The 23,920-nt window shown below is 55.8% G+C and carries 27 protein-coding genes and 5 tRNA genes; 24 read left to right on the forward strand and 8 right to left on the reverse strand.

Features of this window, described 5'->3' with window-relative positions; translation table 11 throughout:
* Nucleotides 1-102: 102 nt before the first annotated feature.
* Together cmpA and MJ257_RS13545 are read right to left on the reverse strand one after the other, a co-directional pair.
* On the reverse strand, nucleotides 103-243 hold the full coding sequence (cmpA, locus tag MJ257_RS13540; RefSeq protein WP_178023892.1) for a cortex morphogenetic protein CmpA: 141 nt from the start codon (nucleotides 241-243) through the stop codon (nucleotides 103-105).
* A gap of 854 nt (nucleotides 244-1,097) precedes the next feature.
* Nucleotides 1,098-1,448 carry a hydrolase/acyltransferase gene (locus MJ257_RS13545; RefSeq protein WP_240269741.1) on the reverse strand — a complete coding sequence of 117 codons (351 nt, stop codon included), beginning with the start codon at nucleotides 1,446-1,448 and terminating at the stop codon, nucleotides 1,098-1,100.
* Nucleotides 1,449-1,568: 120 nt separating this feature from the next.
* Between MJ257_RS13545 and MJ257_RS13550 the strand changes: the two genes are divergently transcribed.
* Both MJ257_RS13550 and brfA read left to right on the forward strand, forming a co-directional pair.
* The gene (locus tag MJ257_RS13550; protein ID WP_240269742.1) at nucleotides 1,569-2,039 is read left to right on the forward strand and encodes a SprT family protein; all 471 of its coding nucleotides are present in this window, start codon (nucleotides 1,569-1,571) and stop codon (nucleotides 2,037-2,039) included.
* Between the two features lie 45 nt (nucleotides 2,040-2,084).
* Nucleotides 2,085-2,315, forward strand: a complete 231-nt coding sequence (brfA, locus tag MJ257_RS25075; protein WP_240269743.1) for a ribosome rescue factor BrfA — start codon at nucleotides 2,085-2,087, stop codon at nucleotides 2,313-2,315.
* Here the strand turns inward: brfA and MJ257_RS13560 are convergent.
* Complete coding sequence (locus MJ257_RS13560; RefSeq protein ID WP_240269744.1) at nucleotides 2,278-2,835, reverse strand: ArsR/SmtB family transcription factor; 558 nt, start codon at nucleotides 2,833-2,835, stop codon at nucleotides 2,278-2,280. The two genes, brfA and MJ257_RS13560, sit on opposite strands and share 38 nt — an antisense overlap.
* 90 nt (nucleotides 2,836-2,925) lie before the next feature.
* Nucleotides 2,926-4,194, reverse strand: coding sequence for an MFS transporter (locus MJ257_RS13565; protein WP_240269745.1), 1,269 nt, complete (start codon nucleotides 4,192-4,194; stop codon nucleotides 2,926-2,928).
* 243 nt (nucleotides 4,195-4,437) lie between these two features.
* On the opposite strand from MJ257_RS13565, the gene MJ257_RS13570 reads away from it, so the two are divergent.
* The 4 genes from MJ257_RS13570 to MJ257_RS13585 all read left to right on the forward strand — a co-directional run bounded on the left by MJ257_RS13570 (nucleotide 4,438) and on the right by MJ257_RS13585 (nucleotide 4,950).
* Nucleotides 4,438-4,513 (forward strand) — tRNA-Asn (locus tag MJ257_RS13570).
* A gap of 10 nt (nucleotides 4,514-4,523) precedes the next feature.
* Nucleotides 4,524-4,612 (forward strand) — tRNA-Ser (locus tag MJ257_RS13575).
* Nucleotides 4,613-4,762: 150 nt separating this feature from the next.
* Nucleotides 4,763-4,837, forward strand: a tRNA-Glu gene (locus MJ257_RS13580).
* A 30-nt stretch (nucleotides 4,838-4,867) separates the two neighbouring features.
* Nucleotides 4,868-4,950 (forward strand) — tRNA-Leu (locus MJ257_RS13585).
* Nucleotides 4,951-5,017: 67 nt separating this feature from the next.
* On the opposite strand, the gene MJ257_RS13590 is transcribed toward MJ257_RS13585, so the two are convergent.
* Entirely contained in the window at nucleotides 5,018-5,869 is an 852-nt protein-coding gene (locus tag MJ257_RS13590) for a Cof-type HAD-IIB family hydrolase (RefSeq protein ID WP_240269746.1), read from the reverse strand.
* A 96-nt stretch (nucleotides 5,870-5,965) separates the two neighbouring features.
* Between MJ257_RS13590 and MJ257_RS13595 the strand changes: the two genes are divergently transcribed.
* Both MJ257_RS13595 and MJ257_RS13600 read left to right on the forward strand, forming a co-directional pair.
* Nucleotides 5,966-6,286 carry an AzlD domain-containing protein gene (locus tag MJ257_RS13595; RefSeq protein WP_240269747.1) on the forward strand — a complete coding sequence of 107 codons (321 nt, stop codon included), beginning with the start codon at nucleotides 5,966-5,968 and terminating at the stop codon, nucleotides 6,284-6,286.
* 39 nt (nucleotides 6,287-6,325) lie between these two features.
* Nucleotides 6,326-7,075, forward strand: a complete 750-nt coding sequence (locus tag MJ257_RS13600; protein WP_240269748.1) for an AzlC family ABC transporter permease — start codon at nucleotides 6,326-6,328, stop codon at nucleotides 7,073-7,075.
* 11 nt (nucleotides 7,076-7,086) lie between these two features.
* Here the strand turns inward: MJ257_RS13600 and MJ257_RS13605 are convergent, their stop codons facing one another.
* Entirely contained in the window at nucleotides 7,087-7,719 is a 633-nt protein-coding gene (locus MJ257_RS13605; RefSeq protein ID WP_240269749.1) for a nitrogen regulation protein NR(II), read from the reverse strand.
* A 208-nt stretch (nucleotides 7,720-7,927) separates the two neighbouring features.
* Here MJ257_RS13605 and MJ257_RS13610 point away from each other — a divergent pair, with 208 nt between their 5' ends.
* From MJ257_RS13610 to MJ257_RS13685, 16 genes are all read left to right on the forward strand, one after another.
* The gene (locus MJ257_RS13610) at nucleotides 7,928-8,317 is read left to right on the forward strand and encodes a helix-turn-helix domain-containing protein (RefSeq protein ID WP_372489802.1); all 390 of its coding nucleotides are present in this window, start codon (nucleotides 7,928-7,930) and stop codon (nucleotides 8,315-8,317) included.
* Nucleotides 8,318-8,386: 69 nt separating this feature from the next.
* A tRNA-Leu gene (locus MJ257_RS13615) sits at nucleotides 8,387-8,469 on the forward strand.
* 256 nt (nucleotides 8,470-8,725) lie between these two features.
* Nucleotides 8,726-9,004, forward strand: a complete 279-nt coding sequence (locus MJ257_RS13620; RefSeq protein ID WP_068787039.1) for a hypothetical protein — start codon at nucleotides 8,726-8,728, stop codon at nucleotides 9,002-9,004.
* Nucleotides 9,005-9,111: 107 nt separating this feature from the next.
* A complete protein-coding gene (locus tag MJ257_RS13625; protein WP_240269751.1) occupies nucleotides 9,112-9,537 on the forward strand; it encodes a thiol-disulfide oxidoreductase DCC family protein in 426 nt (141 codons plus the stop codon).
* 174 nt (nucleotides 9,538-9,711) lie between these two features.
* Complete coding sequence (locus MJ257_RS13630; protein ID WP_240269752.1) at nucleotides 9,712-10,854, forward strand: nucleotide-binding protein; 1,143 nt, start codon at nucleotides 9,712-9,714, stop codon at nucleotides 10,852-10,854.
* Between the two features lie 3 nt (nucleotides 10,855-10,857).
* Nucleotides 10,858-12,078 carry a TadA family conjugal transfer-associated ATPase gene (locus MJ257_RS13635; protein WP_240269753.1) on the forward strand — a complete coding sequence of 407 codons (1,221 nt, stop codon included), beginning with the start codon at nucleotides 10,858-10,860 and terminating at the stop codon, nucleotides 12,076-12,078.
* On the forward strand, nucleotides 12,078-12,914 hold the full coding sequence (locus MJ257_RS13640; protein WP_372489803.1) for a type II secretion system F family protein: 837 nt from the start codon (nucleotides 12,078-12,080) through the stop codon (nucleotides 12,912-12,914). The genes MJ257_RS13635 and MJ257_RS13640 overlap by 1 nt, the downstream gene beginning before the upstream one ends.
* 15 nt (nucleotides 12,915-12,929) lie before the next feature.
* Nucleotides 12,930-13,805 carry a type II secretion system F family protein gene (locus tag MJ257_RS13645; RefSeq protein WP_240269755.1) on the forward strand — a complete coding sequence of 292 codons (876 nt, stop codon included), beginning with the start codon at nucleotides 12,930-12,932 and terminating at the stop codon, nucleotides 13,803-13,805.
* A 22-nt stretch (nucleotides 13,806-13,827) separates the two neighbouring features.
* Complete coding sequence (locus MJ257_RS13650; RefSeq protein ID WP_240269756.1) at nucleotides 13,828-14,022, forward strand: Flp1 family type IVb pilin; 195 nt, start codon at nucleotides 13,828-13,830, stop codon at nucleotides 14,020-14,022.
* Nucleotides 14,023-14,024: 2 nt separating this feature from the next.
* Complete coding sequence (locus MJ257_RS13655) at nucleotides 14,025-14,684, forward strand: pilus assembly protein (RefSeq protein WP_240269757.1); 660 nt, start codon at nucleotides 14,025-14,027, stop codon at nucleotides 14,682-14,684.
* A gap of 26 nt (nucleotides 14,685-14,710) precedes the next feature.
* Nucleotides 14,711-16,945 (forward strand): hypothetical protein, encoded by a 2,235-nt coding sequence (locus tag MJ257_RS13660; RefSeq protein ID WP_240269758.1) that lies wholly within the window; start codon nucleotides 14,711-14,713, stop codon nucleotides 16,943-16,945.
* On the forward strand, nucleotides 16,914-17,990 hold the full coding sequence (locus tag MJ257_RS13665) for a pilus assembly protein (protein WP_240269759.1): 1,077 nt from the start codon (nucleotides 16,914-16,916) through the stop codon (nucleotides 17,988-17,990). The genes MJ257_RS13660 and MJ257_RS13665 overlap by 32 nt, the downstream gene beginning before the upstream one ends.
* 7 nt (nucleotides 17,991-17,997) lie before the next feature.
* The gene (locus MJ257_RS13670; RefSeq protein WP_372489804.1) at nucleotides 17,998-18,513 is read left to right on the forward strand and encodes an A24 family peptidase; all 516 of its coding nucleotides are present in this window, start codon (nucleotides 17,998-18,000) and stop codon (nucleotides 18,511-18,513) included.
* 20 nt (nucleotides 18,514-18,533) lie between these two features.
* Nucleotides 18,534-20,156 (forward strand): DUF6382 domain-containing protein, encoded by a 1,623-nt coding sequence (locus MJ257_RS13675; protein WP_240269760.1) that lies wholly within the window; start codon nucleotides 18,534-18,536, stop codon nucleotides 20,154-20,156.
* Between the two features lie 171 nt (nucleotides 20,157-20,327).
* Nucleotides 20,328-21,365: a FecCD family ABC transporter permease gene (locus MJ257_RS13680; protein WP_240269761.1), complete on the forward strand. Its 1,038-nt coding sequence runs from the start codon at nucleotides 20,328-20,330 to the stop codon at nucleotides 21,363-21,365.
* Nucleotides 21,362-22,396 (forward strand): FecCD family ABC transporter permease, encoded by a 1,035-nt coding sequence (locus tag MJ257_RS13685; protein WP_240269762.1) that lies wholly within the window; start codon nucleotides 21,362-21,364, stop codon nucleotides 22,394-22,396. Before MJ257_RS13680 ends, MJ257_RS13685 begins: the two co-directional genes overlap by 4 nt.
* A gap of 70 nt (nucleotides 22,397-22,466) precedes the next feature.
* Here the strand turns inward: MJ257_RS13685 and MJ257_RS13690 are convergent, their stop codons facing one another.
* Together MJ257_RS13690 and MJ257_RS13695 are read right to left on the reverse strand one after the other, a co-directional pair.
* The gene (locus tag MJ257_RS13690) at nucleotides 22,467-23,396 is read right to left on the reverse strand and encodes a TIGR01777 family oxidoreductase (protein ID WP_240269763.1); all 930 of its coding nucleotides are present in this window, start codon (nucleotides 23,394-23,396) and stop codon (nucleotides 22,467-22,469) included.
* Between the two features lie 80 nt (nucleotides 23,397-23,476).
* Complete coding sequence (locus MJ257_RS13695) at nucleotides 23,477-23,890, reverse strand: DUF2621 domain-containing protein (RefSeq protein ID WP_240269786.1); 414 nt, start codon at nucleotides 23,888-23,890, stop codon at nucleotides 23,477-23,479.
* Between the last annotated feature and the right edge of the window lie 30 nt (nucleotides 23,891-23,920).

Genomic DNA, 23,920 nt, shown 5'->3' on the forward strand with positions numbered 1-23,920 from the left:
CGTGGGGGTTGCCCATCCGGTGCGACACATAACGAGAATGCGGGGCTGTTCCAAGCAGGCAAGCGCTGCTGCGGAGCCGCCCCTTATGTTTATGATGAGCCGCTATTGCATCGAGTTGGTGTTGTCGGTATGGCTGTTCCGGCGGCTATAGTAAAAAAACCAACAGTCGTTGAGCAGTCGAATCTGACGACGGTCTCTCTTGTTAAAGGCACGCATGATCTGATTGCTGAGCCAGTTCGGCAAGCGTATCCCCTCCTCCGGTAACCCATTGGTATGGTTAGGGTATGGGGCATTCCCCCAATCCGTGCAAGTCCTCTCATAAATGTAACTAAAATTCCGGCTTTTGATCACGAAGCGGACTCGGAGAGGGGGGATTCGGCGTCGAATCTTGCGTTCAGCCGGGCCTTCCGCTGCTCACGTAGGTTTACCTACGCTGCGCTGCTCAGTCCCTAGCTTCATTCAACCTTCTCGGTGCTGAAAAGCCTGCATTTTCGTCTTCATTGGAAGGTGAAACTAAAATTCCGGCTTTTGATCACGAAGCGGACTCGGAGGTGGGGATTCGGCGTTGAATCTTGAATTCAGCCGGGCCTTCCGCTGCTCGCCAGATTCTAACGGAACCCAGAGACGTTATTCGCTCGAAAAGGGGCATGATCCGATTCTAACGGAACGAGGAGACCTTATTTGCGGCAAAAGCAGGGGAATGGCTGACCAAACCGGCAAATAAGGCCGTTACGTTCCGTTACAGTGGGAAATAGCCGGGAAATGTGCGAATAAGGGCTTTACGTTCCGTTAGAACGACTTCGGGAACAGCGGGTGCGACATTTGGAACTACGAGCGCGACCTTTCAGCCTACGATGGTGACGTTGGGAACAACGGGTGCGGCTTGAAGCTAGCGGAGAGCATGCCGACGTATGAGGAGAGCGCTACTGAAGCACGCGGGGAGCAAAGTTGGAATTAGCGCGAACGCTCCCTCGAGCCTAGCGAGAAGAGGCGGGTGGCCCAAAGGTCTAGCAAGCAAATTAAAAAGCCGGCTCGATAGCCCCCATTGCGATGGACAGCTAGTTCGGCCGGCTTTATTTTTACGGTATTCGATAGAGTTACGCGCCTTCTTCCTCGTACCATTGCTCCAGCTGAGCCTGGAGGGCGCGAATTTCGGTAAGCAGCGAGATCAGCGGATAGTTCTCTTCGCGAATCGCGGAAAAAGCGGACTCCAATCCGTTAATATATTCCAAACCGCTCGTAATCTGAAGCGATTCCTGCAGGAGATCGAGCTGGTCGCATTCGGCAATCGCGCGCGGCAGCGCCGGAACCTCAAGGGCCGTCAGTTTATCGATTTCCTTGTTCAGCCGCAAATTCAAAGCGCTGAGCTGGTAGGCATAGTCACGGGGCATTTCAACGAAGATTAGATCCTGGCCTTGCTGCAGAATGACGTATCTCATTAGGGACATGCTCGAGATTCTCCTTTTCTATCTATCCTACTTGACAGTGTAGCGTAAGGAGAAGTTAAAATTCAAGTAAGGAATCTAGCAGATTTCTTGCGCTCACGACAACAGGAAGGGGAGAGGACGATGACGAACGAGCAGCTACAAGCCTGGATCGAGCAAATCTCGCTGCGTTCCTTCGGCGTGCCTTTCCGGCACCAAGCCCGTTTCAACAGCCGGCTAAGAACCACCGGGGGGCGATATTTTATGAAAACCCACCATATCGAAATCAATCCCGCCCAGCTCACCGCTTATGGGGAAGAGGAAGTCGAGCGAATCATCAAACACGAATTATGCCACTACCACCTGCACCTGGCGGGACGAGGGTATCAGCATCGCGACGCGGACTTCAAAGCCCTGCTCCAAAAAGTTGGCGGCAGCCGTTACTGCCACGCTTTGCCCGGGAGCAAGCAACGTAAAACACTGCCGCACCGCTACAAGCTGGTCTGTGCCGATTGCGGAATGGAATATCTGCGGAAACGCCGCGTCGACCCGAGCCGTTACCGCTGCGGCAAATGTGCCGGGATCCTGCGCCTTTATGCGTTATCCGGCAGCTAAGGATGTGTTATACTTAAATCAAACGACGTAAGGAGTGATTTAACCATGGCCCAATCCCAAGCCAAAAAACAGCGGCAGAAACTCATCCGCGAAGGAAAACGTAGCCCGGAACTTAGCCGCAGCCCGTTTGCGTTCCAAGATTTGCGAACCCGAAAGACGAAAACGAAACAAGACCATCTGCATCAGAAAAAATATAAGAACCACGCTTCCATTTACGGAGACGATGGTTCTTTTTATTTTAATCCTCGGTTTCGCTGCTTTTCGCTACGGTCATAAAGATTTCGTATTGTTTGCTTTCCTCGGACGTTTTGGTCTGGTGTTTTTTTAGAAACGCCGTGACCCACTCCTGAAATTCCTCCACTTCCTGCGGGGTCAGATACACGTGATCGTTGCTCAATTGCCCGGAAGACGTATGGGAGCGGGATGATTTCAAAAATCGCTTTTTGCTTTCGTCGTATAAATTGCTCAGCAATTTTTCGGTTTCCGTTAAGGCAACCTGCTTGAGCGAATCGTCGAAATAGCTTTTCTTGATATGGATGGCACCCTCATAAGGCTCATAGTATTTCGCGGTAATGCCGTTGATCACCTTGGTGTCCACGAGCTGCAGGAGACCGATGCTCTCCAGCTTCTTGGCATGATAATAGACCTTGGCCGGTACCTCTCCCATCGTGTCCGCCACTTCCTTCATCGTCGCCGGACGATTCAATTGCTTGAACGTATCCAGGATTTGAAGGCGATACGGGTCGGAGTAAATCCGAATGTCCTCCAGCGTTTTTAATTCCTTCGCTTCGTTCACCCTGCAAGCCCCCTACCGAACATAAGACGGTTGACCGTCATTTCTTTTAGTATAGCTCGGGTCCTACAAATGCGCAAAACCTGATAGGTTTCAAATCTCCATGAATCTACGCTGTCTCAGCAGTAAAATGACCGGAATCAGCAGGAAGATCCCAAAGCTCACGTAAAGCAAATGGACTTGCACCCATTCGCCCAGGATTCCGGCCAGGGCACTCCCCGCCGGTATGGCGCAGGTACATACCATCCCGTATAGCGCGCCGACACGGCCAAGCAGTTCCTTCGGTACGGTCTCCATAAAATAGGTGGTGGAGGGCGTACTGCATAACGAAACGGAGAGACCCATACCAAAGCTGAACAACGTGGCCATGCCCAACGGTTGAATCGGCAAGACCGCAGGCAAATACATCAGCGCGTAGTTCGCTCCAAGCAGCAGGTAACCGGTCAAGATGAGCCGGCTTTTTTTATAGGCAGCTCCTCTTTTGCCGATCCATAACCCACTGACAATCGTGCCGCAGATCAAGCTAATTCCCATGAAGCTTAAACCGGCGGGACCCGAACCCAAGATTTCATCGACATAAACGGCATTCAGCACGTTAAAAGGCGACAAGCAGAAGTTCACAAAAGCGGCAGCTAGAACGATCGTGATGAGTAGTTGATTGGATTTGAGATACTGCAATCCTTCCTTCAGTTCATGAATGAGGGAGGTGTTACCTGGTTGGCTGTCGTGAAGTTCAGGCGAGGTCTGGCGGGCCACCCGGATCAGCATGATGAAAGCCGCGGCAAGGGTAAAGGTCAGTCCGTCGATCAAAATGGCCGTGGAAATGCCGAAGCTCGCGATGATCCCGCCAACGGCCGCCATGCCCGCTAATTCTGCCGCACGCGAAGCGGAGGTACTGAAGGAATTGCCGCTAAGTAATTTCTCCTTGGGCAGCAACTGGGGAACCAGGGCCAGCTTAGCCGGAGAAGCGAAACATTCTAATGTTGAGGTGAGCAGCGTCAACACGTAAAGATGCCAGGGAACAAGCAAGCCTTGCCAATACAGAAATGCCGTGGAGCAGACGATCAGGCCGCGCCCCAGATAGGTGATCGCGACGACCTTTCGTTTGGACCAGCGGTCCACCAGCGTACCTGCAAGAAAACTGAAAGCGATATTCGGAATGAAATTCAGCGCGAACAAGGTTCCCATCATCAGTTTGGAGCCGGTCAGCATGTATACCATCCAGCTGTAAGCAATGGAATCGACGGAATCGCCGAAACGGGAAATGACGCGGGCCAGTAGAAGGTACATAAATGATTGGTAGACAGCCAGTTCTCTGAACCCGGTAAACGGTCGACTTTTGACCCGAACTTCCTCACTCATCGTGCACCCATCCTTTTAAAATAATCATACGTTAAAAATAATTTAACGTTATGTTTATTTTATTGATTTTTCGATGGAATGCAACCCTTTTTTAGCTAAGCTTGTCCATGAGTTTTCAAGCGGGCGATGATTCACCTTGTGCCCGAACGGATTGGGGAATGAAGGAAGGCCACGAAAGCGCTTTGAACCTTGACTTTGCCGCGGAAGCGTGATAAATTAATTGGTGTTCTCAGTTTTTGTCGTTCCCCGATAGCTCAGTCGGTAGAGCACTCGACTGTTAATCGAGTTGTCACAGGTTCGAGTCCTGTTCGGGGAGCCATTTCATTCTTGGAGAGATACCCAAGTGGCTATAAGGGGACCCTCTGCTAAGGGGTTAGACTGCGTAAGCGGTGCGAGGGTTCGAATCCCTCTCTCTCCGTTCCAACTTTTTCAGATAAATAAACCCCCGGAACCCGGGGGTTTTTCCATTTATGCGCCAATTTTTGGTGCAGCAAAAAATAGCTTGCAACCCACATCGCTTTTTGCTATACTCAATTTTGTCGCCGCTTCAAGGCGGTTGTTAAAATGCGGCCCGTTGGTCAAGGGGTTAAGACACCTCCCTTTCACGGAGGTAACAGGGGTTCGAATCCCCTACGGGTCACCATTTTCTTTAACTGTTTCAGAAACTTCATATGCGGTAGTGGTGGAATGGCAGACACGCTATCTTGAGGGGGTAGTGGGCGTACGCCCGTGGAGGTTCGAGTCCTCTCTACCGCATCCCAGAAAGAAAGAACCTTGCGTTTAGCAAGGTTCTTTCTTCATACCTGCAGCTATGAACAAGGGGCTAGATTTCCAGCAAAGAGCGGATGGCATAGGCGACCCCGTGATCGTTATTGGTTTTTGTGGTCACCGTAGCGAGTCGCTTGATATCGTCTACGGCATTGCCCATCGCAATTTTGGTACCAGCGGCTTCAAACATCGAGATGTCATTGTAGCTGTCCCCGATCACGACGGTATCGGACATGTCTACCCCCAAATGGTCGGCCAGAAATCGCAAGGCGCTTCCTTTATCCGTTTCCTTCGCGATCACCTCGACGATATGGTTGGCGGAGGAAGTGGTATGCACCTGCGGCTGGTCGTCGAAATGCTGCGTGATTTCGTTCAGCTTATCCTCATTGAATGTATATACCAAGAGTTTATATACGGGACGGCCTTGTTCTAGAAGCTGCAACGGTTGATCGGTCCCTCGAAAGCCGAATTGGACGAACTGGATCTTTGCGCTCTCCCACAGTTTGTCTCGATCGACGTTTGGATTAGCGCTGACCAGCATATCCATTTCGGCCAGCAGCTTTTGCTCGCCGTCGGAAGGGGAATAGATGGCTTCCGGACAAAAGATTTCGAAATAGACGTTATGTTTCAATAGATAACGAACGGCCTCTGCGGCTGCGCCCGGGTCAATCGGCGTTTCGCGAAGCAGCTTTCCTTCCCGGTCGAAAACTTCCGCTCCATTGGAAGCGATAATCGGAATGGACAGCTCTCCGGTTAAATGTCTGGCGTCAAAACTCGCTCTTCCGGTACATAGCGTAACGGCATGACCCTTGCTGACGGCATGCGAAATGGCGTCCAAGCCTTGGGAACTCGGACGGCTGTCCGACGTAAGCAGCGTTCCGTCCAGATCTACGGCGATCAGTTTCATCGATAGTTTCCTCCTAGCCCATCGTTTGGTGGGTGTTGTCTGTCTTTTTAGAGTATAAATTATGAAATGCATTTCAGGTCAAGGAGAGATCAAGACGTGGCAACCCAGCTTTGGATTATTATTCTGATTGGAGCAGGAACTTATTTATTGCGGGCAGGTTCCTTGGTTTTAGGGAGCCGGGTCCGATGGTCCGACTCGACGAAGGAATGGCTGTCCTACGTGTCTCCTGCCGTGCTCGGCGCTTTGATCGGCCCGCTTCTGCTGCTCAAGGACGGAAAGTGGATTCCGCTTGCGGAGAATTCGATGCTGTTCGCCGCCATACCAACGATGATCATCGCCTGGTGGTCGCGCCGGCTTCTGTTGACGGTCGCTGCGGGCGTGTTATTTTATGCCGGCTTCCATGCTTGGATAGGATAGGCTGGATAGATAAAGATTAGAGAAGAGAGGGGAGCACGCATGGACCGAATGAATCGGCCGAATCGAAGAGAAGAGATCCAGATGGGTCTGCGGGATGCATTCGCGATCATGCTTGCATATTTTCCGCTGTCCATGACATATGGCGTGCTCGCTGCGTCGGGTGGGCTGAATGAAGGAATTGCCGTGTTCAGCTCGGTATGGATTTTCTCGGGAGGAGCCCAATTTATGCTGCTTGGCATGTTGGCTTCCGCCGCGGCTCCCGTTACGATCGTAACGACCTTGCTGCTGTTAAGCATGCGTCATGTCCTGTATGGAGCGACGATGGGACCCTATTTGGCACATTGGCGGGAATCCCGAAAGTGGTTGGCGGCGATGGGCCTTACGGACGAAGGGTTTGCGGTGACTGCTAGCCGGGCTGCGCAAGGGGAACCATTGCTGCCTTCCTATTATATAACCTTCGCGATGGCGATCTATGGATCTTGGGTTGCAGGGACGGCTGTGGGCACCGGACTGGGCAGCTTTGTCACCGCGGAGCTGGCCGAAGTACTGACTTTTGCGCTGCCGGCGCTCTTCATTGCGCTGCTTGCCGGAGGTGAACGTACGTTGCCGTTAATGGCTGCCGCAGGCTGCGGAGCCGTGCTCGCTACTTTGGCGGGTATGCTTCAATTAGGCGGGATCGGCTTAATCGTCGGCGGCTTGGCCGGCGCTACGTTAGGGCAGCAGATCAGCCGGATGAGATCGGGGCGGACAGAAACCGCCCGGCCCAAAGCCGAAAAATCGATAGGCTAGCAAGTACAACATTATTCCGGCTGGGGCGGCAGATCCAGGATTGAGGAATACTTGGGATACAATACCCGAATGCAATCGGGGCAAATATCGTGGGTGAATTCCGCGTGGGTATGTTTGATCAGGTAGGCTTCAATCGTGCTCCACATCTCGTTTTCGTCCTTGATTTTCTTGCAAACGGCACAAATCGGCAAAAGCCCCCGGAGCGTTCGGATTTGCTCCAATGCATGCTGCATTTGCATTTCCTGACGCTTCAGCCGGGTGATATCGGTGCAGGTGATCACGATGCCTTGGGGAGGGGCGGTTGCTTCTTCAATATACGGGGTGAATTCGGCGAGAAACCATAACCCCTCTTCGGCGGTTGGCGCCTTGAATTCGAATGCGAATATCTCGACGTCTCCGTTCAGGATCCGTGAAAATTGCTCCAGCAGCTGGCGGACGTTAAAATAAGTAAGGTGATGCGGCCCATGCTTGAAATACTGAAAGAGATTAAATCCGGGTTGAGCCCAACCGGGAGCAACGCCCAAAAAAACGGCTCGGTTTGCCCAGGTCCGATTGACGGAGACGATCATTCCGCTAGGGTCCAAGATGGCAACACTCTGATTCAACGAATGATAGGGTTCTTTCCAACGGGGATTCTCATTCACGGCGGGTGCGCTCCTGTCATGAAATCAGGGCAGTCTTCCGACCTATTAAGTACTTGCCGGCCCTGTGATAAGATATAGGCGTATGTTTACCTCGATAAGGCCCTTTCTTTAAACGAAAATACGCATGGAAAAGAATCGCATTATTTCACTCTATTATATACGCAGATGCGTTACTTCACAATGATTAAATTACTTAAATGCGTCATTAATGTTTTTTAGGAAGGTTGGAGAGAAGTTGTCGATCTATGAGCGCATTGAATTGCTGATCAAAAACAACGGAATGACCAAAAAGGCGTTTTGCCTTGAACTGGGAATCAGTACAGGGAATCTCGGGGATTGGAAGCGCGGCAAATCCACGCCGAGTACGAATAAATTGATGGAAATCGCCGCCTTTTTCGATGTGAGCCTGGACTGGTTAATGACCGGAAGAGAGAAACAGGCCGAACACGTGCAAGACCAGCGAACGGAATATGTCTCCATCGAAAAAGATTGGAACGCGTTTGTGGTCTCGCTTACGGAATCCGAGCGGGCTTTCGTTCGGGAGTACATCGAATTTACCCGTTATCGGAGGATGAAGGGCGGCCGGATGGACAAATAATTCCACTTTACTTTTCATGACCGCGAAGATATAATAATCCATGTTCGTCTGAACGTTGCCTTAACAAACGCGGTCGTGGTGGAATGGCAGACACGCTATCTTGAGGGGGTAGTGGGCTTACGCCCGTGGAGGTTCGAGTCCTCTCGACCGCATCAATTGAAGCTTTAACGAAGAACTTTCCGGAGCATCCGGGAAGTTCTTTTTTTGGGTTGCCAACGGTTGTTTTTCGCCGTCTGGGGTATGGAGCGGTGATTTAATGCACATTCTAACAGAGATCATGCAAAATGTGCGCCAGATCAAGCCGTCTGGGCGGGTTTTCAAGTTGACATGCCGATCAAAATTATTTAATATGTCTAAGTACTAAAAGAGCTGCGCTCTGGAATGAAATTTGATAATACGGGTGATAACATGTCCTACAGACCGAATGTTGTAAATGTAACCAAGGCCGGCAGCAACAAAAATGACGGATTGTATGAGTTTATCGTTAACATGGCCGACGGTACGGCGTGCCGCGTGTTTTACCACCGTAATCCCGAATGGCGGTTAACCAACGTCAGCAGGCTGCAAAAGACACCTTGCCCGGTCTGCCGTAAAGACTTCATTTGCCAATGCATGGAGAAATTTTCGGGTGAAATCAACCGTCAGATGGTCGAAGGACAGTGGCTCGACAAGCTTGCGTCCGAGTAAATGCTTTGACCAGCTGGCGACAGCGAGCACGGGAAACTTCCCGTGCTTTTTTCATATATACGTAGGATAAAGGCGTCGAACCTTCAAGGTGGGGAGGGGGCGGAAGCATGCCAGAGATACCCAATGAACGGGATGAGCGCGTGATCTTATTTGACGGCGTCTGCCATTTGTGCCAGGGAGCGGTCAAATTCATTATCAAGCGTGACCCGGCCGGGCGGTTCCGTTTTGCCTCGCTGCAATCGCAGGCCGGCAGCCGGATGCTGCGAGCTGCGGGAGCGCGGGAGGAATCGCTGGATAGCGTTGTATTAATAGAACGCGGGACTTATTATACCCGCTCGGCGGCGGCCCTACGCATAGCCAGAGGCTTGCGATACCCTTGGCCGCTATTGTATGCGCTGATCGTCGTGCCGCGGGGACTTCGGGATGCGGCATATCAATTCGTCGCCAGGCATCGTTACCGGTGGTTCGGGAAGGATGAGTCCTGCCTGGTGCCGACCCGCGAGCTCAAGGAGCGTTTTTTGGAGGAAGGGTAGGGTAGAAGGAGGAGTGCCCCTTTCTATAAAAAAGGTCTTGTCTACCATCCATAATTGTGATATTCTTACTGTAAATTTCAGGAATGCGGAACGGTAGCACCGTCCATGATCCGATTTATATCGGGTTTTGGGCGGTGCTTTTTTTGTTTTCGTTCCGGTGAAGGAGGGTGGAGCATGGTACCGATCAAATTGGTGCTGGCCGTGCAAGAGGAGGAGTATATCGACCCGTTTTTGCGGTATGTGCATGCGAGCGAGTTTGACCGGCGGTTGGCGGTGACGGCGTTCAGCCGAAGGGAGGCATTGGCTCAATATGTAGCGGAATCCGGCAGGGACATCGACGTGATATTAGGCGATCCGGCATATCTGGAGGCGATCGATACGCTGAAGTGGCAGGGGCTTTGCTGCGTCGAACTGGGGGAAGGGGGCGTTTCGCAGGAACCCGGCAGCCTTCGCGTAGAGAAGTATCAGCCGCTGCATCAGTTACTTTCCTCGGTGGTCGAGCTCGTTCGGGGGGGCCCGGGGAAACAGATGCGGTCCGGCGGGCAGCCGCTGGTCATCGGCGTTTACTCTACCGTTGGCGGCTGCGGCAAAACGACGGTAGCGCTTCATCTCGCCCGGCAGCTGGCGACGGAAGGGGGGAAGGTGTTCTACCTGAACCTGGAGACGATCGGCAGCGAATTGCCGTTTGCCGGACAGAGCTCGCGGGAGGGGCAGTCGGGGTTTGCCCGGCTACTGTACGACCTGAAGGCGGCGGACGATCGGAGGGAGACGCCCCGGTTTCCGATTTCCGCCTACGCCTACAGGCATCCCGTCCTGCAAGGAGATACGCTGGCTCCCCCGGACAACCTCAACGAGCTGCTGGAAATGGAACGCAAGGATACGGCGGAACTGATGGATTACATCGCCGGCAGCGGCTTGTATGATACGGTGATCGTGGATATGGACTCCTTTCCGGACGGCCGCACGGAAGCGGTGCTGGAGCGGGCGGACCGCATCGTTTGGATTGTTGCGGACGATTGGGGGGTCATGCGCAAAACCGGAGGCTGGCTCACTCATCTTGAACGGACTCGTCCTGATTTTTACCGGTCGCTGCTCGGGAAAACCCGTTTTGCCCTCAATCGGTACACGGGGAAACGGTCGGCGGACTTGCCGAGGCCGGATTTGAAGCTGCAGGCAACGTTATCCTATATTCCCGCTTGGAATCAAGGCAGCCGTCAAGGGGATTTGCTGCATTCTCCGCTATTTCAGCGCGACATCATCCGCCTTTGCCATGAACTCCACGGCGAAGGGCCGGTTCCTCTGGCGCGGGAGGGATAAGCGATGGAAGAAGCGGACTTTGCGGCGCTGCGCGGTGAAATCCGCCTGGGGCTGGACGTCACCTCCGTCCTGAACGACGACCAGCTGCTGGATTATATCGAGCGGCGCGTGCTGGAGGACCGGCGGTTGAGCGGGGCCACCGCCGCTGAGAAGCGCAAATGGGTGCGCAGGCTGTACGATTCGTTCCGCGGCCTGGATGTGCTTCAACCGCTCGTCGAGGACCGCAGCGTCACGGAAATCATGATAAACAGCCATGAAGAGATTTTCGTTGAACGGGAGGGTCAGGTTCAGCGGATTCCCGTCTGCTTCGAATCCCGGGAGCGCTTGGAGGATATCATCCAAACGATTGTGTCCGGCGTCAATCGGATGGTGAACGAATCGTCGCCGATCGTCGATGCTCGGCTGCGGGACGGGTCGCGGGTGAATATCGTGCTGCCCCCCGTCGCTTTAAAAGGCCCGACGATGACGATCCGCAAATTTCCGGAACGACCTTTAACGATGGAGCAACTGGTCGCGATCGGTTCTCTTAGCGAGGAAGCGGCGGAGATGCTGCGTCGGCTCGTGCGGAGCAAATACAACATCTTTATCAGCGGCGGGACGGGCTCGGGGAAAACGACGTTCTTAAACGCCTTGTCCCAGTTCATCCCTTCCGATGAGAGGGTGATCACGATCGAGGATTCGGCTGAGCTGCAGATCGTCACGGTACCCAATCTGGTGTCGCTCGAAACCCGGAACGCGAATACGGAAGGGAAAGGCGAAATCACCGTCCGTGAGTTGATCCGCTCCTCCCTGCGCATGCGGCCCAACCGGATCATCGTCGGCGAGGTCCGGGGGGCGGAGGCGCTGGACATGCTGCAGGCGATGAATACCGGCCATGACGGCAGCCTTTCGACCGGCCATGCCAATAGTACGGCGGATATGATCAGCCGGCTGGAGACGATGGTGCTGAGCGGAGCCGAATTGCCGCTTCCGGTCGTTCGGCAGCAAATCGCCTCGTCCATCGATGTTTTCGTGCATTTGTCGCGATTGAGGGACCGTTCGCGCCGGGTGACGGAAATTTCCGAGGTCGCGGGTTTAAGCGAAGGGGAGGTGGTGCTTCGGCCGCTGTTTACGTTCCGGGAAGAAGGGGAACGGAACGGCCGGATCGTCGGTGACCTGCGAAACAGCGGCAGCGGGTTAATCCATACGGACAAGCTGCGCATGGCGGGATTGCCGATAAGCTGATGCGCGGGAAGGAGAGGATACGTTTGTTGCTTAATAGACGGGCCGATCTGCTGCGGCGGAAAGCTGGAGTGGGGTCTACAGAGGATTCGGCAAAGCTGGCGGATTATCGGGTATATCCGCTGACCCCGCGGCAGAAAGGGGTTTGCATGCTGGTTGGCGGAGCGGCTTTCTTTGCATTAGGTTATATCTTCTTCCGCGTCGTCCCGCTGGCGCTGCTGCTTTCGCTAGGCGGCGCGTATACGCCGAAGTATTGGAGCAGCTACTTGCTGCGCAGGCGAAGGGATAACCTGGGCCTGCATTTTAAACAGGCGCTGTATTCACTCTCCTCCTCGCTGGCTGCCGGCCGCTCGGTGGAGAACGGCTTTCGCGAGGCGATCGATGATTTGAAGCTGTTATATCCGGACGGAGACAACGATATGATGCGGGAGCTTGCGATCATTTGCGCTCGTATGGATTACGGTCAGCCGATTGAGGAAGCCTTGCTGGATTTCAGCCGCCGGGCGGCGCTGGAGGACATCGATAACTTTGCGGATGTATTTACGACCTGCAAGCGTTCAGGCGGAGATCTGGTGGAGGTTGTCCGGCGGACCTCGAACCTGATCGGCGAGAAGCTGGAAATCAGCCAGGAAATCGGCGTGATGATCGCCCAAAAGCGGTTCGAAGCCAAGGCGATGCTGGCGGCACCCGTTTTGTTTTTGCTTTTTATGCAGATGACGTCCCCGGACTATATGCGTCCGTTGCACCATGGATCCGGACTATTGATCTCGGGGCTGGCTTTGTTGCTATTTGCGGTCTGCGCCTGGCTGATGCTAAAGATCATCGATATTCGGATATAGAGGGGGCGTTTGCGGATGTACCTGTTGGTTGCGGGACTGCTGCTGTTCTTATTGGGCGGAACCTGGATCTATGCCTATCACAAATCCCGGCGACTCTACCGCGGTCACGCGGGACTGGCCCTAGACGGATTAAAGCTTGTTCGCCTGGCGCCGCCGATGCTGTTGCTTCTGGAGCGGATCAAGGTTTCGCAGCGATTTCCCGGCTTCTTCTTTAAAGTCCAGCGTGCGGTGCAGAAAATCGGCGGTAACCGGCGCAGCGGCGATATGACGCTGCTGCTGTTGGCAGAAGTGCTCACGTATGGCTATCTATGCCTCGTCTTTGGGAGTTTGATGACACTGCTGAGCAACGGCGTCGCCGGTTTCGTCATCGGCGGCCTCCTGGCCGTGTTGGTGCCGATGGCATTGATCAACGACTTGCATCGAAAGGTGCAGCGGCGAGAGCAGGCCGTCTTGCTGGAGCTGCCCGAGCTGCTGAACAAAATCGTGCTGCTCGTGGGCGCCGGCTCGACAGTTCAGCAGGCGATCAAGCTGTGTCTTGACCGCAAGCGGGAGCAGGCCGGCCATCCGCTATACCGGGAACTGCTGCAAATGCAAAAGGAATGGGAAGGAGGCGATTCGTTTCAGCAAGCGATGGAAGGGTTCAGCAAACGTTGCGGCATTCAGGAGGTAGCGGCCTTTACGACCGCGGTTTTGTTAAACTACCGCCGCGGCGGGGAAGAGTTTGCTTTAGCCCTGCGGGACTTGTCCCATTCGCTCTGGGAGAAACGCAAGGCGGTCGGCAAAACCCTGGGCGAACAAGCTTCGTCCAAGCTGGTGTTTCCCATGGTGCTGCTGTTTATGGCGGTGCTGATTCTGGTTGGAGCACCGGCGTTTATGATCATGAATTTGTAGTGCATGCAAAGGAGGAGTAACTATGTTAACCGCATTTCGCAAAGAAATCAGAGGGATCTGGCGTAATGAAGAAGGGCTCGGAATGCTTGAAATGATTTTGATCATCGCGGTGATCGTCATTATCGCCGTCATCTTCCGCAATCAATTGAAGGCGATCATCGAGAGCTTACTCGGGAAAGCCAAGTCGAAGACTGAAAGCTTCATGGACGGGAACTAGGAATGAAGCTGTGGAGAGATCAACGCGGGGCCTTTACGCTTGAAGCCTCTTTGGTGCTGCCGATGATTTTTTGCACGGTGCTGCTTCTCTTATTCTTCTGTCTCTACCTGTACCAACACGCGCTGTTGGGGCAAGCTGCCGTCGTCGCAGCCGAGCGAACCGCCTACACCTGGGACAACAGCCATCGGGAAGTCATGACCGGGTCTTTGGCCGAAGGGGAGTACGATTCTCTCTATTGGCGCCTGGGGGATGACGGAATGCTGAAAACGATTTTTGGATGGGGCGGTGAAGGCGGAGCCGTAAAGCTGGATTTGCCTGCAGGTGCAGGCGGGGAAGGAGAGTCGCTCCCGCTTAAGAAGCTAAGTCGGACAGGAGTCGGGCTGCCTGAGGGGATCCATGGGGAGATGCGCTACGACAACCGGGTGCTGCTGCGCAAGGTCAGTGTTGCACTGGATCGGTTGGTGCCGCTGGCCCCGCTGGAGGGTTGGATGGACGACGTCAGCCAGAGGGCACGTGCGGAGGCCTATGTCGTCGAGCCGGTGGAATGGATCCGAACCGTTGAACTCGCACGTTATTACGGCGAGAAATTCCGGAGCGGAAAGGATAAAGCGGGAATGGACAAGCAGGAGGCGCAGGAAGCGCTGAAGCTGTTCGGCAAATAACCGGGACGGTAGGAAAGGAGGTGAAAATGCCGGTGTTTCAACGGAACCGCTCGGAGCAAGGGGCAGTCACGGTATTTTTTATCGTGATTTTTGCCGCGGTGTTTGCGTTTGTCGCTCTGTTTATCGATTTTTCCCGCATGTTCGCTCTGCAAGCCCAAGCGGAGGCTTTGGCGCATGCGGCTTCAAGGTCCGTCCTGTCCGCTTATGACCGCGAGCTGGCCGAACGGTACGGCTTGTTTGCCTATGGCGAAACCGACGGGAATTATATCATGTCGAAGGTGCTTCAGGACCAGTTCGAGCTGGTAAAGCGCAGCGAGGGGCTGCCTCTGCTGGGGGCCCGACTGGATTCCTCCACCGTCGAATTGTTGCGCCCCATCGGAACCTATCCGGTATTTGAGCAGCAGATTCGCGAGCAAATGAAATACCGGGCGCCGATCGATGTTGCCATCGAGCTGTTAAACCGCTTCAAACCGATGGCCGAAGTGATGAAGGAAACCTCGAATACGGTGAATTTGCTGGGAAAATTGCAAAAGCTGTACGACCGGCGGGAAGCCAAACTGGATGAGCTCCTGGATAAACAGCGGCAAGCCGCCGAAACGGTGAAGCCTTATGCGGAAGTGTTGTCAGGGGGAGGCGGAGGAATCCGCGGTGGAGCCTGGAGCGAAAGCATTTCCTCGCTGGCCGATGCCGCGGCTGAATACCCCGACTATGTGAGCAAAGTCGAAGCGGATGCGGGCAAAGAACCCGAGGATCGGATGTATACGGCGGAAATCAGCCGGTACCGTTCCGAAACCGGCAGCCTGTTTGCCGAACTGAACCGCGATCAACTTGCCGCGGAGCAAAAGCATGCCTCGCATCTGCCGCAGGCGCAGGCTCTGCTTGAGGAGGTTCGGCAGATTAATGAACAGATGCGGCAAACGATCGAAGAAGCGGAGCGGCGTCCGGAGCAGGCAGGTTATAACGAAGTGGCCGCCGGACCGAGCACCCGCGGCGGCAATTCCGATCCAGTCAGCGATGGGAATGTCATCGCCGATATCCGGGCACAAGCTGGTTCCCTGCTGCTGCCCGAGGAGACGTTCGCCGGCCTGGCCGCGGAGATTAACCGGCAGACGGCGGCGTTCGCCGGGCTTCGGAACGCCGGAAGCTCGCTGCTTGCGCAAGCCGGATCCGTGGCAGCGGCGACGGCTTCGTCCCTGTCCTTCGCTTCGGGCGTAAACAGCGCCGCCCGGGCATGCGAAACTTATTTGCGCCAGTTCGTCGCTCCTGGACCGGACAACGTCCTGGAGGCGAGTGCCCGCAAGCTGGAAGCCCACCGTTCCTCCGACAAGGAGCGAAAGGCCACGGAGCAAGCGGCAAGCGCCAAACTGAAGGATGCCGCCGGTTGGATCCGGGAAATCGAACAGCTTAGAAACGGACTAAACGAATACCAAACGAAGTTCGATCAGCTGGAGGCGAAAATGGAAGCGAATCGTTCATTGAACCGTTCCGTTGCCGGGGAGAAATCGGCTTCGACGTCCTTAAGCGATGACCCTAGCGAGGCGGGACGGGCCTCACTGGCTGGCATGGACGGCCTATATGGCGGTTTGGCGGGCCTGATGGGCGGAATGTCGGATTCCGTCTATCAAATGGAATACGTTGCGAGTTATTTTCGCTTCGTGGATGTCAGTGCTTTGAACGGACTGCTTGAAGGCAAGGGCCAGTCGGACAAGCCGGAAGCGATCCGTGGGCTCTTGGCGCCGGAGCACCAAGAGGTCGAATACATCTTATACGGGGCTCATCATCCGGGAGGAAATATCGCGGCGGCGTTTGGGGAGATTTTTGCCATGAGGCTGGCGATCCGAACGATGGAGGGCTTCAGCAAAAACGCGGCCAAAGGGAATCCGCTGCTGGTCTTTGCGGCGGCGCTGCTCTACGGGGTGCAGCACGCGATGCAGGATATGCTTGCGTTAACCCGGGAAGGGAAGATCCAATTGAGCGACTATCTCAAGGTCGATTTGACCTATCGGGACCATCTCCGATTGTTCCTGCTGCTGCATGGCCGCAGCGAGAAACGGTTGTCGCGAATGCTGGCCGTCATCTCGATGAATACGGGCATCGATCCGGCGGAGCGGCCCACTTACGCCCAAGGGAAAGTGACGGTGGCGATGCCGTTATGGTTCTTGCCCGGAGTGTGCAAAGCGCTGGGGAAGGCTGGCGTCGTGAAAGGAAACGTGGAAGGAAGCCGGTATTATGCTGCCAAACAAGCGGACTTTTCGTATTAAGGGACTGAAGTCCCGTCATTGGCAGGGCAAGGGGGCGGAAGGAAGCATCACTCTGGAGGCGGCCCTGATTACTCCCGTATTCGTGATGGTCGTGTTTTGGTTTGTTTTCCTTGTCCATATGACGCTGCTATCCGGACAATTGCACGCAGCCGCCGCAAATGCGGTTAAGCAAGTCTCCGCACATATCTACCCGGTGGCGATCGCGGTTGAGGCTCAGACCAGCGGGCAGCAAGGGACGTCGGCTCCAGCCGGGGAGACGGGACAGGGAAGCCCTGAGGCGGCCGAGATAGGGGGCTCCGGCAACAGGGAAACAACATCGGGGAACGGCCCGTTTTCCTGGCGTATGCCGTCCCTGTCGCTAGAGGAATGGGCGGGGCAATATGCCGCCGACCTGCCGGCCCCTCTGTCGACATGGGTAACGGATGCCGCGCGCAAAGGCGACGAGCCGCTGCAGGAGCTTAAGGCGAAAACGTCGGAGGCCATTTTGGATCCGTTGGTCAAGCCTTTGCTGCGCCCCTTTCTGCAAGGAACCCTGCTGGAAGAGGACCACCTGCATGTCAGCCGCGTCACGGTCCCGGACTTGAAGACGGGCAAACAGCCTTATTTCGGGCTCGAGGTAAGTTACGTGCTGCCGCTCAAGGTACCGTTCACCGGCCGGCGGATGGTGCTGCAAACGAGGGCGGAGGAACGGTTGTGGATCGGGGATACCGGAGAGCTCGATTCGGGAGCCGGAAACGGCGAAGGCCAAGCGGGTCAAGCGGCGGTCGTAATCGCCAAGCCCGACCCGGCATATGCCGGACACCGGGCTACGATCCAGGCCCAGGTCGCTCCGGGTTCAAGCGCCAAGCTGACCGTCTATTACAAAAGCGGAGTCAGCCAAGCGAAATATTTGGGGGAGGCGACGGCGGATGAGCAAGGCCGAATCGCCTGGACTTGGCTGGTCGGAGGAAACACCACGCCGGGGACGTGGAGTTTCGTGATTGAAACGGAGGAAGGCTTGCGAACGACGGCCGCGTTCGAGGTGGCAAGCCCGCATTCGGAATAGGAAGGAAGTGCGAGGATTGTTGATAGAAGTATGGGGTTGTTTGCTGATGCTGCTTGCGGCTTTCGTGACGGATTTAAGGACGATGAAAATTCCTAATGTCATCACGGTTACGGGAATCTGCACCGGACTATCTTATCACCTGTTGACGGAGGGGTGGAGGGGGGCTTGGTTCGCCGCATTGGGGGCGGCGGCCGGTTTTGGGCTGATGTTTGCGCTATATTTGCTGCGCGCGGTCGGAGGCGGCGATGTCAAGCTGTTTGCAGGAATTGGGGCCTGGACGGGCATCGGATTGACTCTATCGACGATGATGTATTCGATTTTGGCTGCGGGGTGCATCGGCATCATTCTCTTGATTTGGCGCCGCGAGGCCGGGGTTCGTCTGCGCCGGATTGCCGGCAGCGTCCTTGGAGCCGCAGTGCTGCGAAGTACGGCCCCGATCAAGGCGACCGCCAAGAACCAACTGCAGTTTCCGTTTATGTTAGCGGTGCTCCCGGGAGCGATGCTGGCGATCTACTATATGTAACGAACGAGGAGGGGCTTATCATGCCGGAGCTGGTTGCCGATTTTGTCAGGGACGGCGGAACCTATATGATCCTTGAGGCCAAAGAGGGGCTGAGGCCCGAGCATCTGAACCGCGTTCAGCGCTCCATGCTGGCAGCGGTGCCGGTTCCGAATCTATTGCGGTTGGATATCCGCGAGATCGATTACCGGATCAGCCTGTATTACGACATCACTGGAAAAAGAATGTTGTCCCAATGCCTGCGCAGCGACAAGATCGGCATGCCGGAGTTTTACGGTCTATTGCTCCAGGTCGTTGCCGTACTGGAGGACAGCAAAAGGTACATGTTGTCGCCGTCCGGGTTTCTGCTGGATGAAACGCATATTTTCGTGGAGGAGCCGTTATCCAACGGATCGTTATATTTTACTTACGTCCCCTGGAGGGAAGCGTCGGCCGTTCCCCCGCTGTCCCAGACGCTACTTTCGTTGATTACCCGGCTGCTGACTTGCGTCGCACGGGTAGAGGGGGAAGGGATCCCTCAGCTGGTCCGCTTATGCGGGGATGAGCTTTTCTCTTTGGGAGAACTTAAAAAGATACTGCTCCGTTTGTTGTCGAACGAACCGATCATCATGCCAGAGGACGATGCAGCGGTGGCAGGGGGGACGCCATCGCCGTCTCCACGGCTTGCGGAACCCTCGTTGCCGTCCTCTCGTTCCGTCGTCGTGAAGGAATACTTGCCGTTACGGGAACCGACGGAACCGGGGGCTTGGGCTGGCGTCGCCGATGACGTTGCTGATCCTACCGTTAATCGGGAAGAGTGGCCAGGACTTAGCGAGGAGAAAGCCCCGCGAGAGACGCCGGTCAAACCAACCTACCTTGTGCTCGGCTTTCTCCTTGTGGACGCCTTAGTTTGGAAGCTCCTCTACTTTGATCGTCCGGGAACAGTAGGGTTGTTGTTAGGTGTGGCGGCTACCATGCTTTTGGCGGTCGCCGGATTCGCGCTGTGGCGCAAGTTTCGCGGCAGCTCCGCTGACTTGGAAGACGAAGACGGAACGTTTCCGGTATCGGAGGGGACTGTCCGTCCGATAGGGATATCGGGACTGTTAGGGCTTTCCCCGGAACGTGCAGAGCGCCCGGGAGGAAGAAAGACGTCCCCGGCTCCATTGACGGACGGGACACCTTGGGAAACGTTCGCGCCGCGGACGGAGATTTCGTACGCGGGGCGGGAGGCTGCAGCGACAAGCGAGCCGGAAGTTAATCCTCACCCCGAACCCGAAGCCATGGCATCACCGCCTACGGTGCTGCTAAACCGGTCCATGCTGCAAGGACAAGACCAGCCGCTGAGCGGCCGCGCTCCGCGTTATTACCTAGAGCGGTACGAGTCCGCCGGCGGCGTGCCGGAAAAGATTCCGCTGGCGTCAGGCAGTTTCGTCATCGGCCGCTCCGAGGAGATCGCTCAATATGTAGAGCATACGACAGGCGTCTCCCGTGCCCATGTGGAAATTTTGATCACCTCGCGCGGCTGCCGGCTCAAGGATCTGGGATCGAAAAACGGAACCCGGCTGAACGGGGAGAGTGTGGCGCCATATAAAGAATATCCACTGCAGGCGGACGACGTGTTTATCTTGGCGGAAACGAGCTTTAGGTTCGGAGAGGAAGTTTCATGATTTAGGTTTTAGGGAAAGCTGACGCCTACGCTTGACCGGCAAATTATCGATCAAATTTGAAATGGCCGTAGATTCTCGCCGGAAAAGCAGGTATAATGAACGAGAATGATTCTCAATTACATATTCCTTGCTCTTATTTTCTGCAAAATTCATTAAAGGATGGTTCTCGACATGTCGGCAATAACCCAATCGCACAAACCCCGCTTGCGTTCCCGTCCGCTCGCGGCAACTTTGATTTTGTTCGGCGGCGCGGCGCTGCTGCTGTTTGCCATCAGCCTCTCGATTTCGGTCGGCGCGGCGGACATTAAACTTTCCACCGTCTGGGACGCCTTGTTCCACTTTCAGGCGGAGCAAACCCAGCATCAAATCATCATGGAACTACGGCTCCCGCGGGCCCTGGCGGCAGCCTTGATCGGCGCGGCGCTGGCGGTGGCCGGGGCGATCATGCAGGGGATGACCCGCAACCCGATGGCCGATTCCGGCTTATTGGGGCTCAACTCTGGCGCCGGTCTGGCCCTGGCCATTTGCTTCGCGTTGATGCCGGGAACCTCGTTCCTGCTAACGATGTTTTATTCGTTTATCGGAGCGGGACTTGGTGCCGGGCTCGTCTTTGGCATCGGCTCCATGACCAAGGGAGGCATGTCCCCGGTCAGGCTGACGTTGGCAGGCGCGGCCGTCAGCATGCTGCTCACCGCGATCAGCGAAGGGATCGCGATTTACTTCAAGATCGGACAGGATCTTGCTTTCTGGTACGCCGGCGCGATCGCCGGCGCCAACTGGCTGCAAATCAAGCTGGTTTCGCCTTGGGTGTTCGCGGGGTTGATCTGCGCCCTGTTGTTGTCCAGGTCGATTACCCTGCTCAGTCTCGGCGAAGAGGTGGCGACCGGCCTGGGCCAAAGAACTCGTCTGATCAAGGCGCTTGGCATGATCATCGTATTAGTCCTGGCCGGTAGTGCCGTTTCGATCGTCGGAGCCATCGGTTTCGTTGGCTTGATGGTTCCGCACGTCGCCCGTTTTCTCGTTGGCGTCGATTACCGCTGGGTCATCCCGTCTTCGGCGTTGCTGGGCAGCTTGCTGATGGTGTTCGCGGATATTTTGGCACGAATGGTTCATCCGCCTCATGAAACGCCGATCGGCGCTTTGATCGCCGTCATCGGGGTTCCGTTCTTCCTCTACCTCGCCATGAAGCAGAAAGGGGGATTGGAATGAACCGCATCGAAGCTCCCGTGCATTTGCGGCAAAAAGCCCGTAAAGCTTATATCGTGATGACCGTGTTTGCGCTGTTGATCCTCGCGGTGTTCATCTTTAGCATGAATACCGGGTTTATCCGGCTGTCGCCGCTCGACGTGTTCAAGACGCTGCTGGGTCTCGGGACGGATAAGCAAGAGCTGATTCTATACGAGTTTCGGTTGCCGCGGATCGTGATTTCCGTCCTGATCGGGATGGGGATGGCGGTTGCCGGCTGCATCTTCCAAGGCATCTCGCGTAATCCGCTGGCCGATCCCGGCGTGCTGGGCATCAATGCAGGAGCCGGCTTGGCGGTAACGCTGTTTATTTCGTTCTATCCGACAACGGCCAGTGCGCCCGTGTATCTGATGCCGGTATTGGCGCTGCTCGGGGCAGCCGGGGCAGCAACCCTGATTTACGTGCTCTCCTTCAAGAAGAATTACGGCTTGCTCCCGATACGGATGGTCCTGGTCGGGATCGCAGTGGCTGCCGGCATCAACGCGGCGATGATCGTGCTCCAGCTGCGGTTGCGTCCGGAGAACTTCCAGATGCTGCAGATCTGGCTGGTCGGCAGCATTTGGGGCACGTCGTGGAAGTACGTGCTGGCGCTGCTGCCATGGCTGATCGTGTTGCTTCCTTACGTGTTCCTGAAGGCCCGCGCCCTCAATGTGCTCAACCTGGGCGATCAAACCGCGACCGGCCTTGGCACCCCGCTGGAGCGTTCCCGTCTTGGCCTTCTGGCGGCTGCGGTTGGCTTGACCGGCTCCTGCGTCGCGGTAGGCGGCGGCATTTCTTTCGTCGGGCTGATCGCGCCGCATTTGGCTCGCCGGTTGGTTGGGCCCAAGCACGAGTATTTGCTCCCGGCCTCCGCACTGGCCGGCGGTCTGCTCGTCATCTTGGGCGACACGCTGGGCAGATGGGTGCTGCAGCCCGCCGAGATCCCGACGGGGATCGTCGTGGCGATCATCGGTGCGCCGTATTTCCTGTATTTGTTGACGAAGTCCCGAGTGTAAGTTTCGGGCAGGAGAAACAACGACGGCCCGGAGACTGGTTTTCCCAGTCTCCGAGCCGTTTCTGCATATGTTATGACTTCTTCAGGTCGGCGACCGCCGATTCCAAATCGGGGAAGGCAAAAGCAAATCCCGCATCAAGCGCGGCATGAGGGGCCACCTTCTGCCCTTCGAGCAGCAGCAGCGACATCTCGCCCAGTACGGTTCGAAGCACCGTTGCCGGCAACGGCAGCCAGAAGGGGCGACGATGCACGCGGCATACGGTGCGGCCGAATTCAAGATTCGTGACCGGCTGCGGACTCACCGCGTTTACCGGGCCGTGGACCTCCGGATGCGTTGCGCAGTAATCGATCAGCCTTACCATGTCCTGAAGATGAATCCACGGGACCCATTGCTTGCCGCTGCCGATGCTGCCGCCGATGCCTAGCAAATAGGGGAGGCGCATCAACGGATACGCGCCGCCGTCTAGTCCCAGCACGACTCCGGTGCGCAGCTTGACCATACGAACGCCGCGGAACTCCCGATCCGCCGTCTCCTCCCAGGCCGTGGTCACTTCAGCAAGAAAATCGGAGGGAGGGAAGGGAACCGCCGAGTTCTCGGCATACTCTTCCGTGAAAGAGGTGCCATAGATGCCCACCGCAGAGCCCTGCAAGATCACCTCGGGTTTCCGGTTCATCCGTTCAACGGCGCGGGCAACCGCCCGGGTGGATTCCAGGCGGGACTCCAAAATCTGCCGTTTGGTCGGCTTCGACCACCGCTGATTCAGCGAAGCTCCGGCCAGATTCACGATCGTCGAAGTACCTTCCAGCCGCGACGGGCTGCTTTCAAGCTCTGCCCAAGTGACGGAGGTAAACAAAGCTGCGGAAGCGTCAGCCTCCCGCAGCCAGCGGGTTCCCCCAGCACCACCCCGCGTGACGATCAACACCTCATGCCCTTGGCTCAGCCAAAACTCGGCCAACGCCCGGCCGATAAACCCCGATCCCCCGAAGATGGCCGTTTTCATGTCTCCGAATCCTCCCTAACGCAAACCATCCGGCTGCCTGGTGCAAGACAAGGAGCCGGATGGTTTTCGCGCGAGTTCATTTATTTATTCATCAAATGCCGGTAAGGCCGGTAATCGATCTGGTTCTTTTCCAGGAACTTGACGAGGAACTTGTTGTCGCGTTTCGGCGTGGCGACGATATATCCCCGGATGCAGTGTTCCTGCGTGACTTCGGAAGCCTTCTCCTGCAGCGCGATTTTACCGATCTCCGCGGCGATCGAATGCTTGGCGATATCGCGGAACGGCCCCGGCACGGGTTCGACCAGCCGGTCGAGGAAAGCTTTGGCTTCGTCCGTCCAAAGATGACGGCTTTGCTCGACCCAATGGTTTTGCCAGTCCAGCTTCGACTTGCCGTCCGCCTTCGGGAGCACCTTCAAAAACTTGCGGAACATAAAGAAGCCGCCGATCGCCATCATGCCAAGCAGCACGAAACCCCAGAACGCGATGCTGTTCATGAACCAGCGATTCGGGCCTTGGGCGGTCAG

This window comes from Paenibacillus timonensis (genome assembly GCF_022427145.1).
Taxonomy (GTDB): Bacteria; Bacillota; Bacilli; order Paenibacillales; family Paenibacillaceae; genus Fontibacillus; species Fontibacillus timonensis.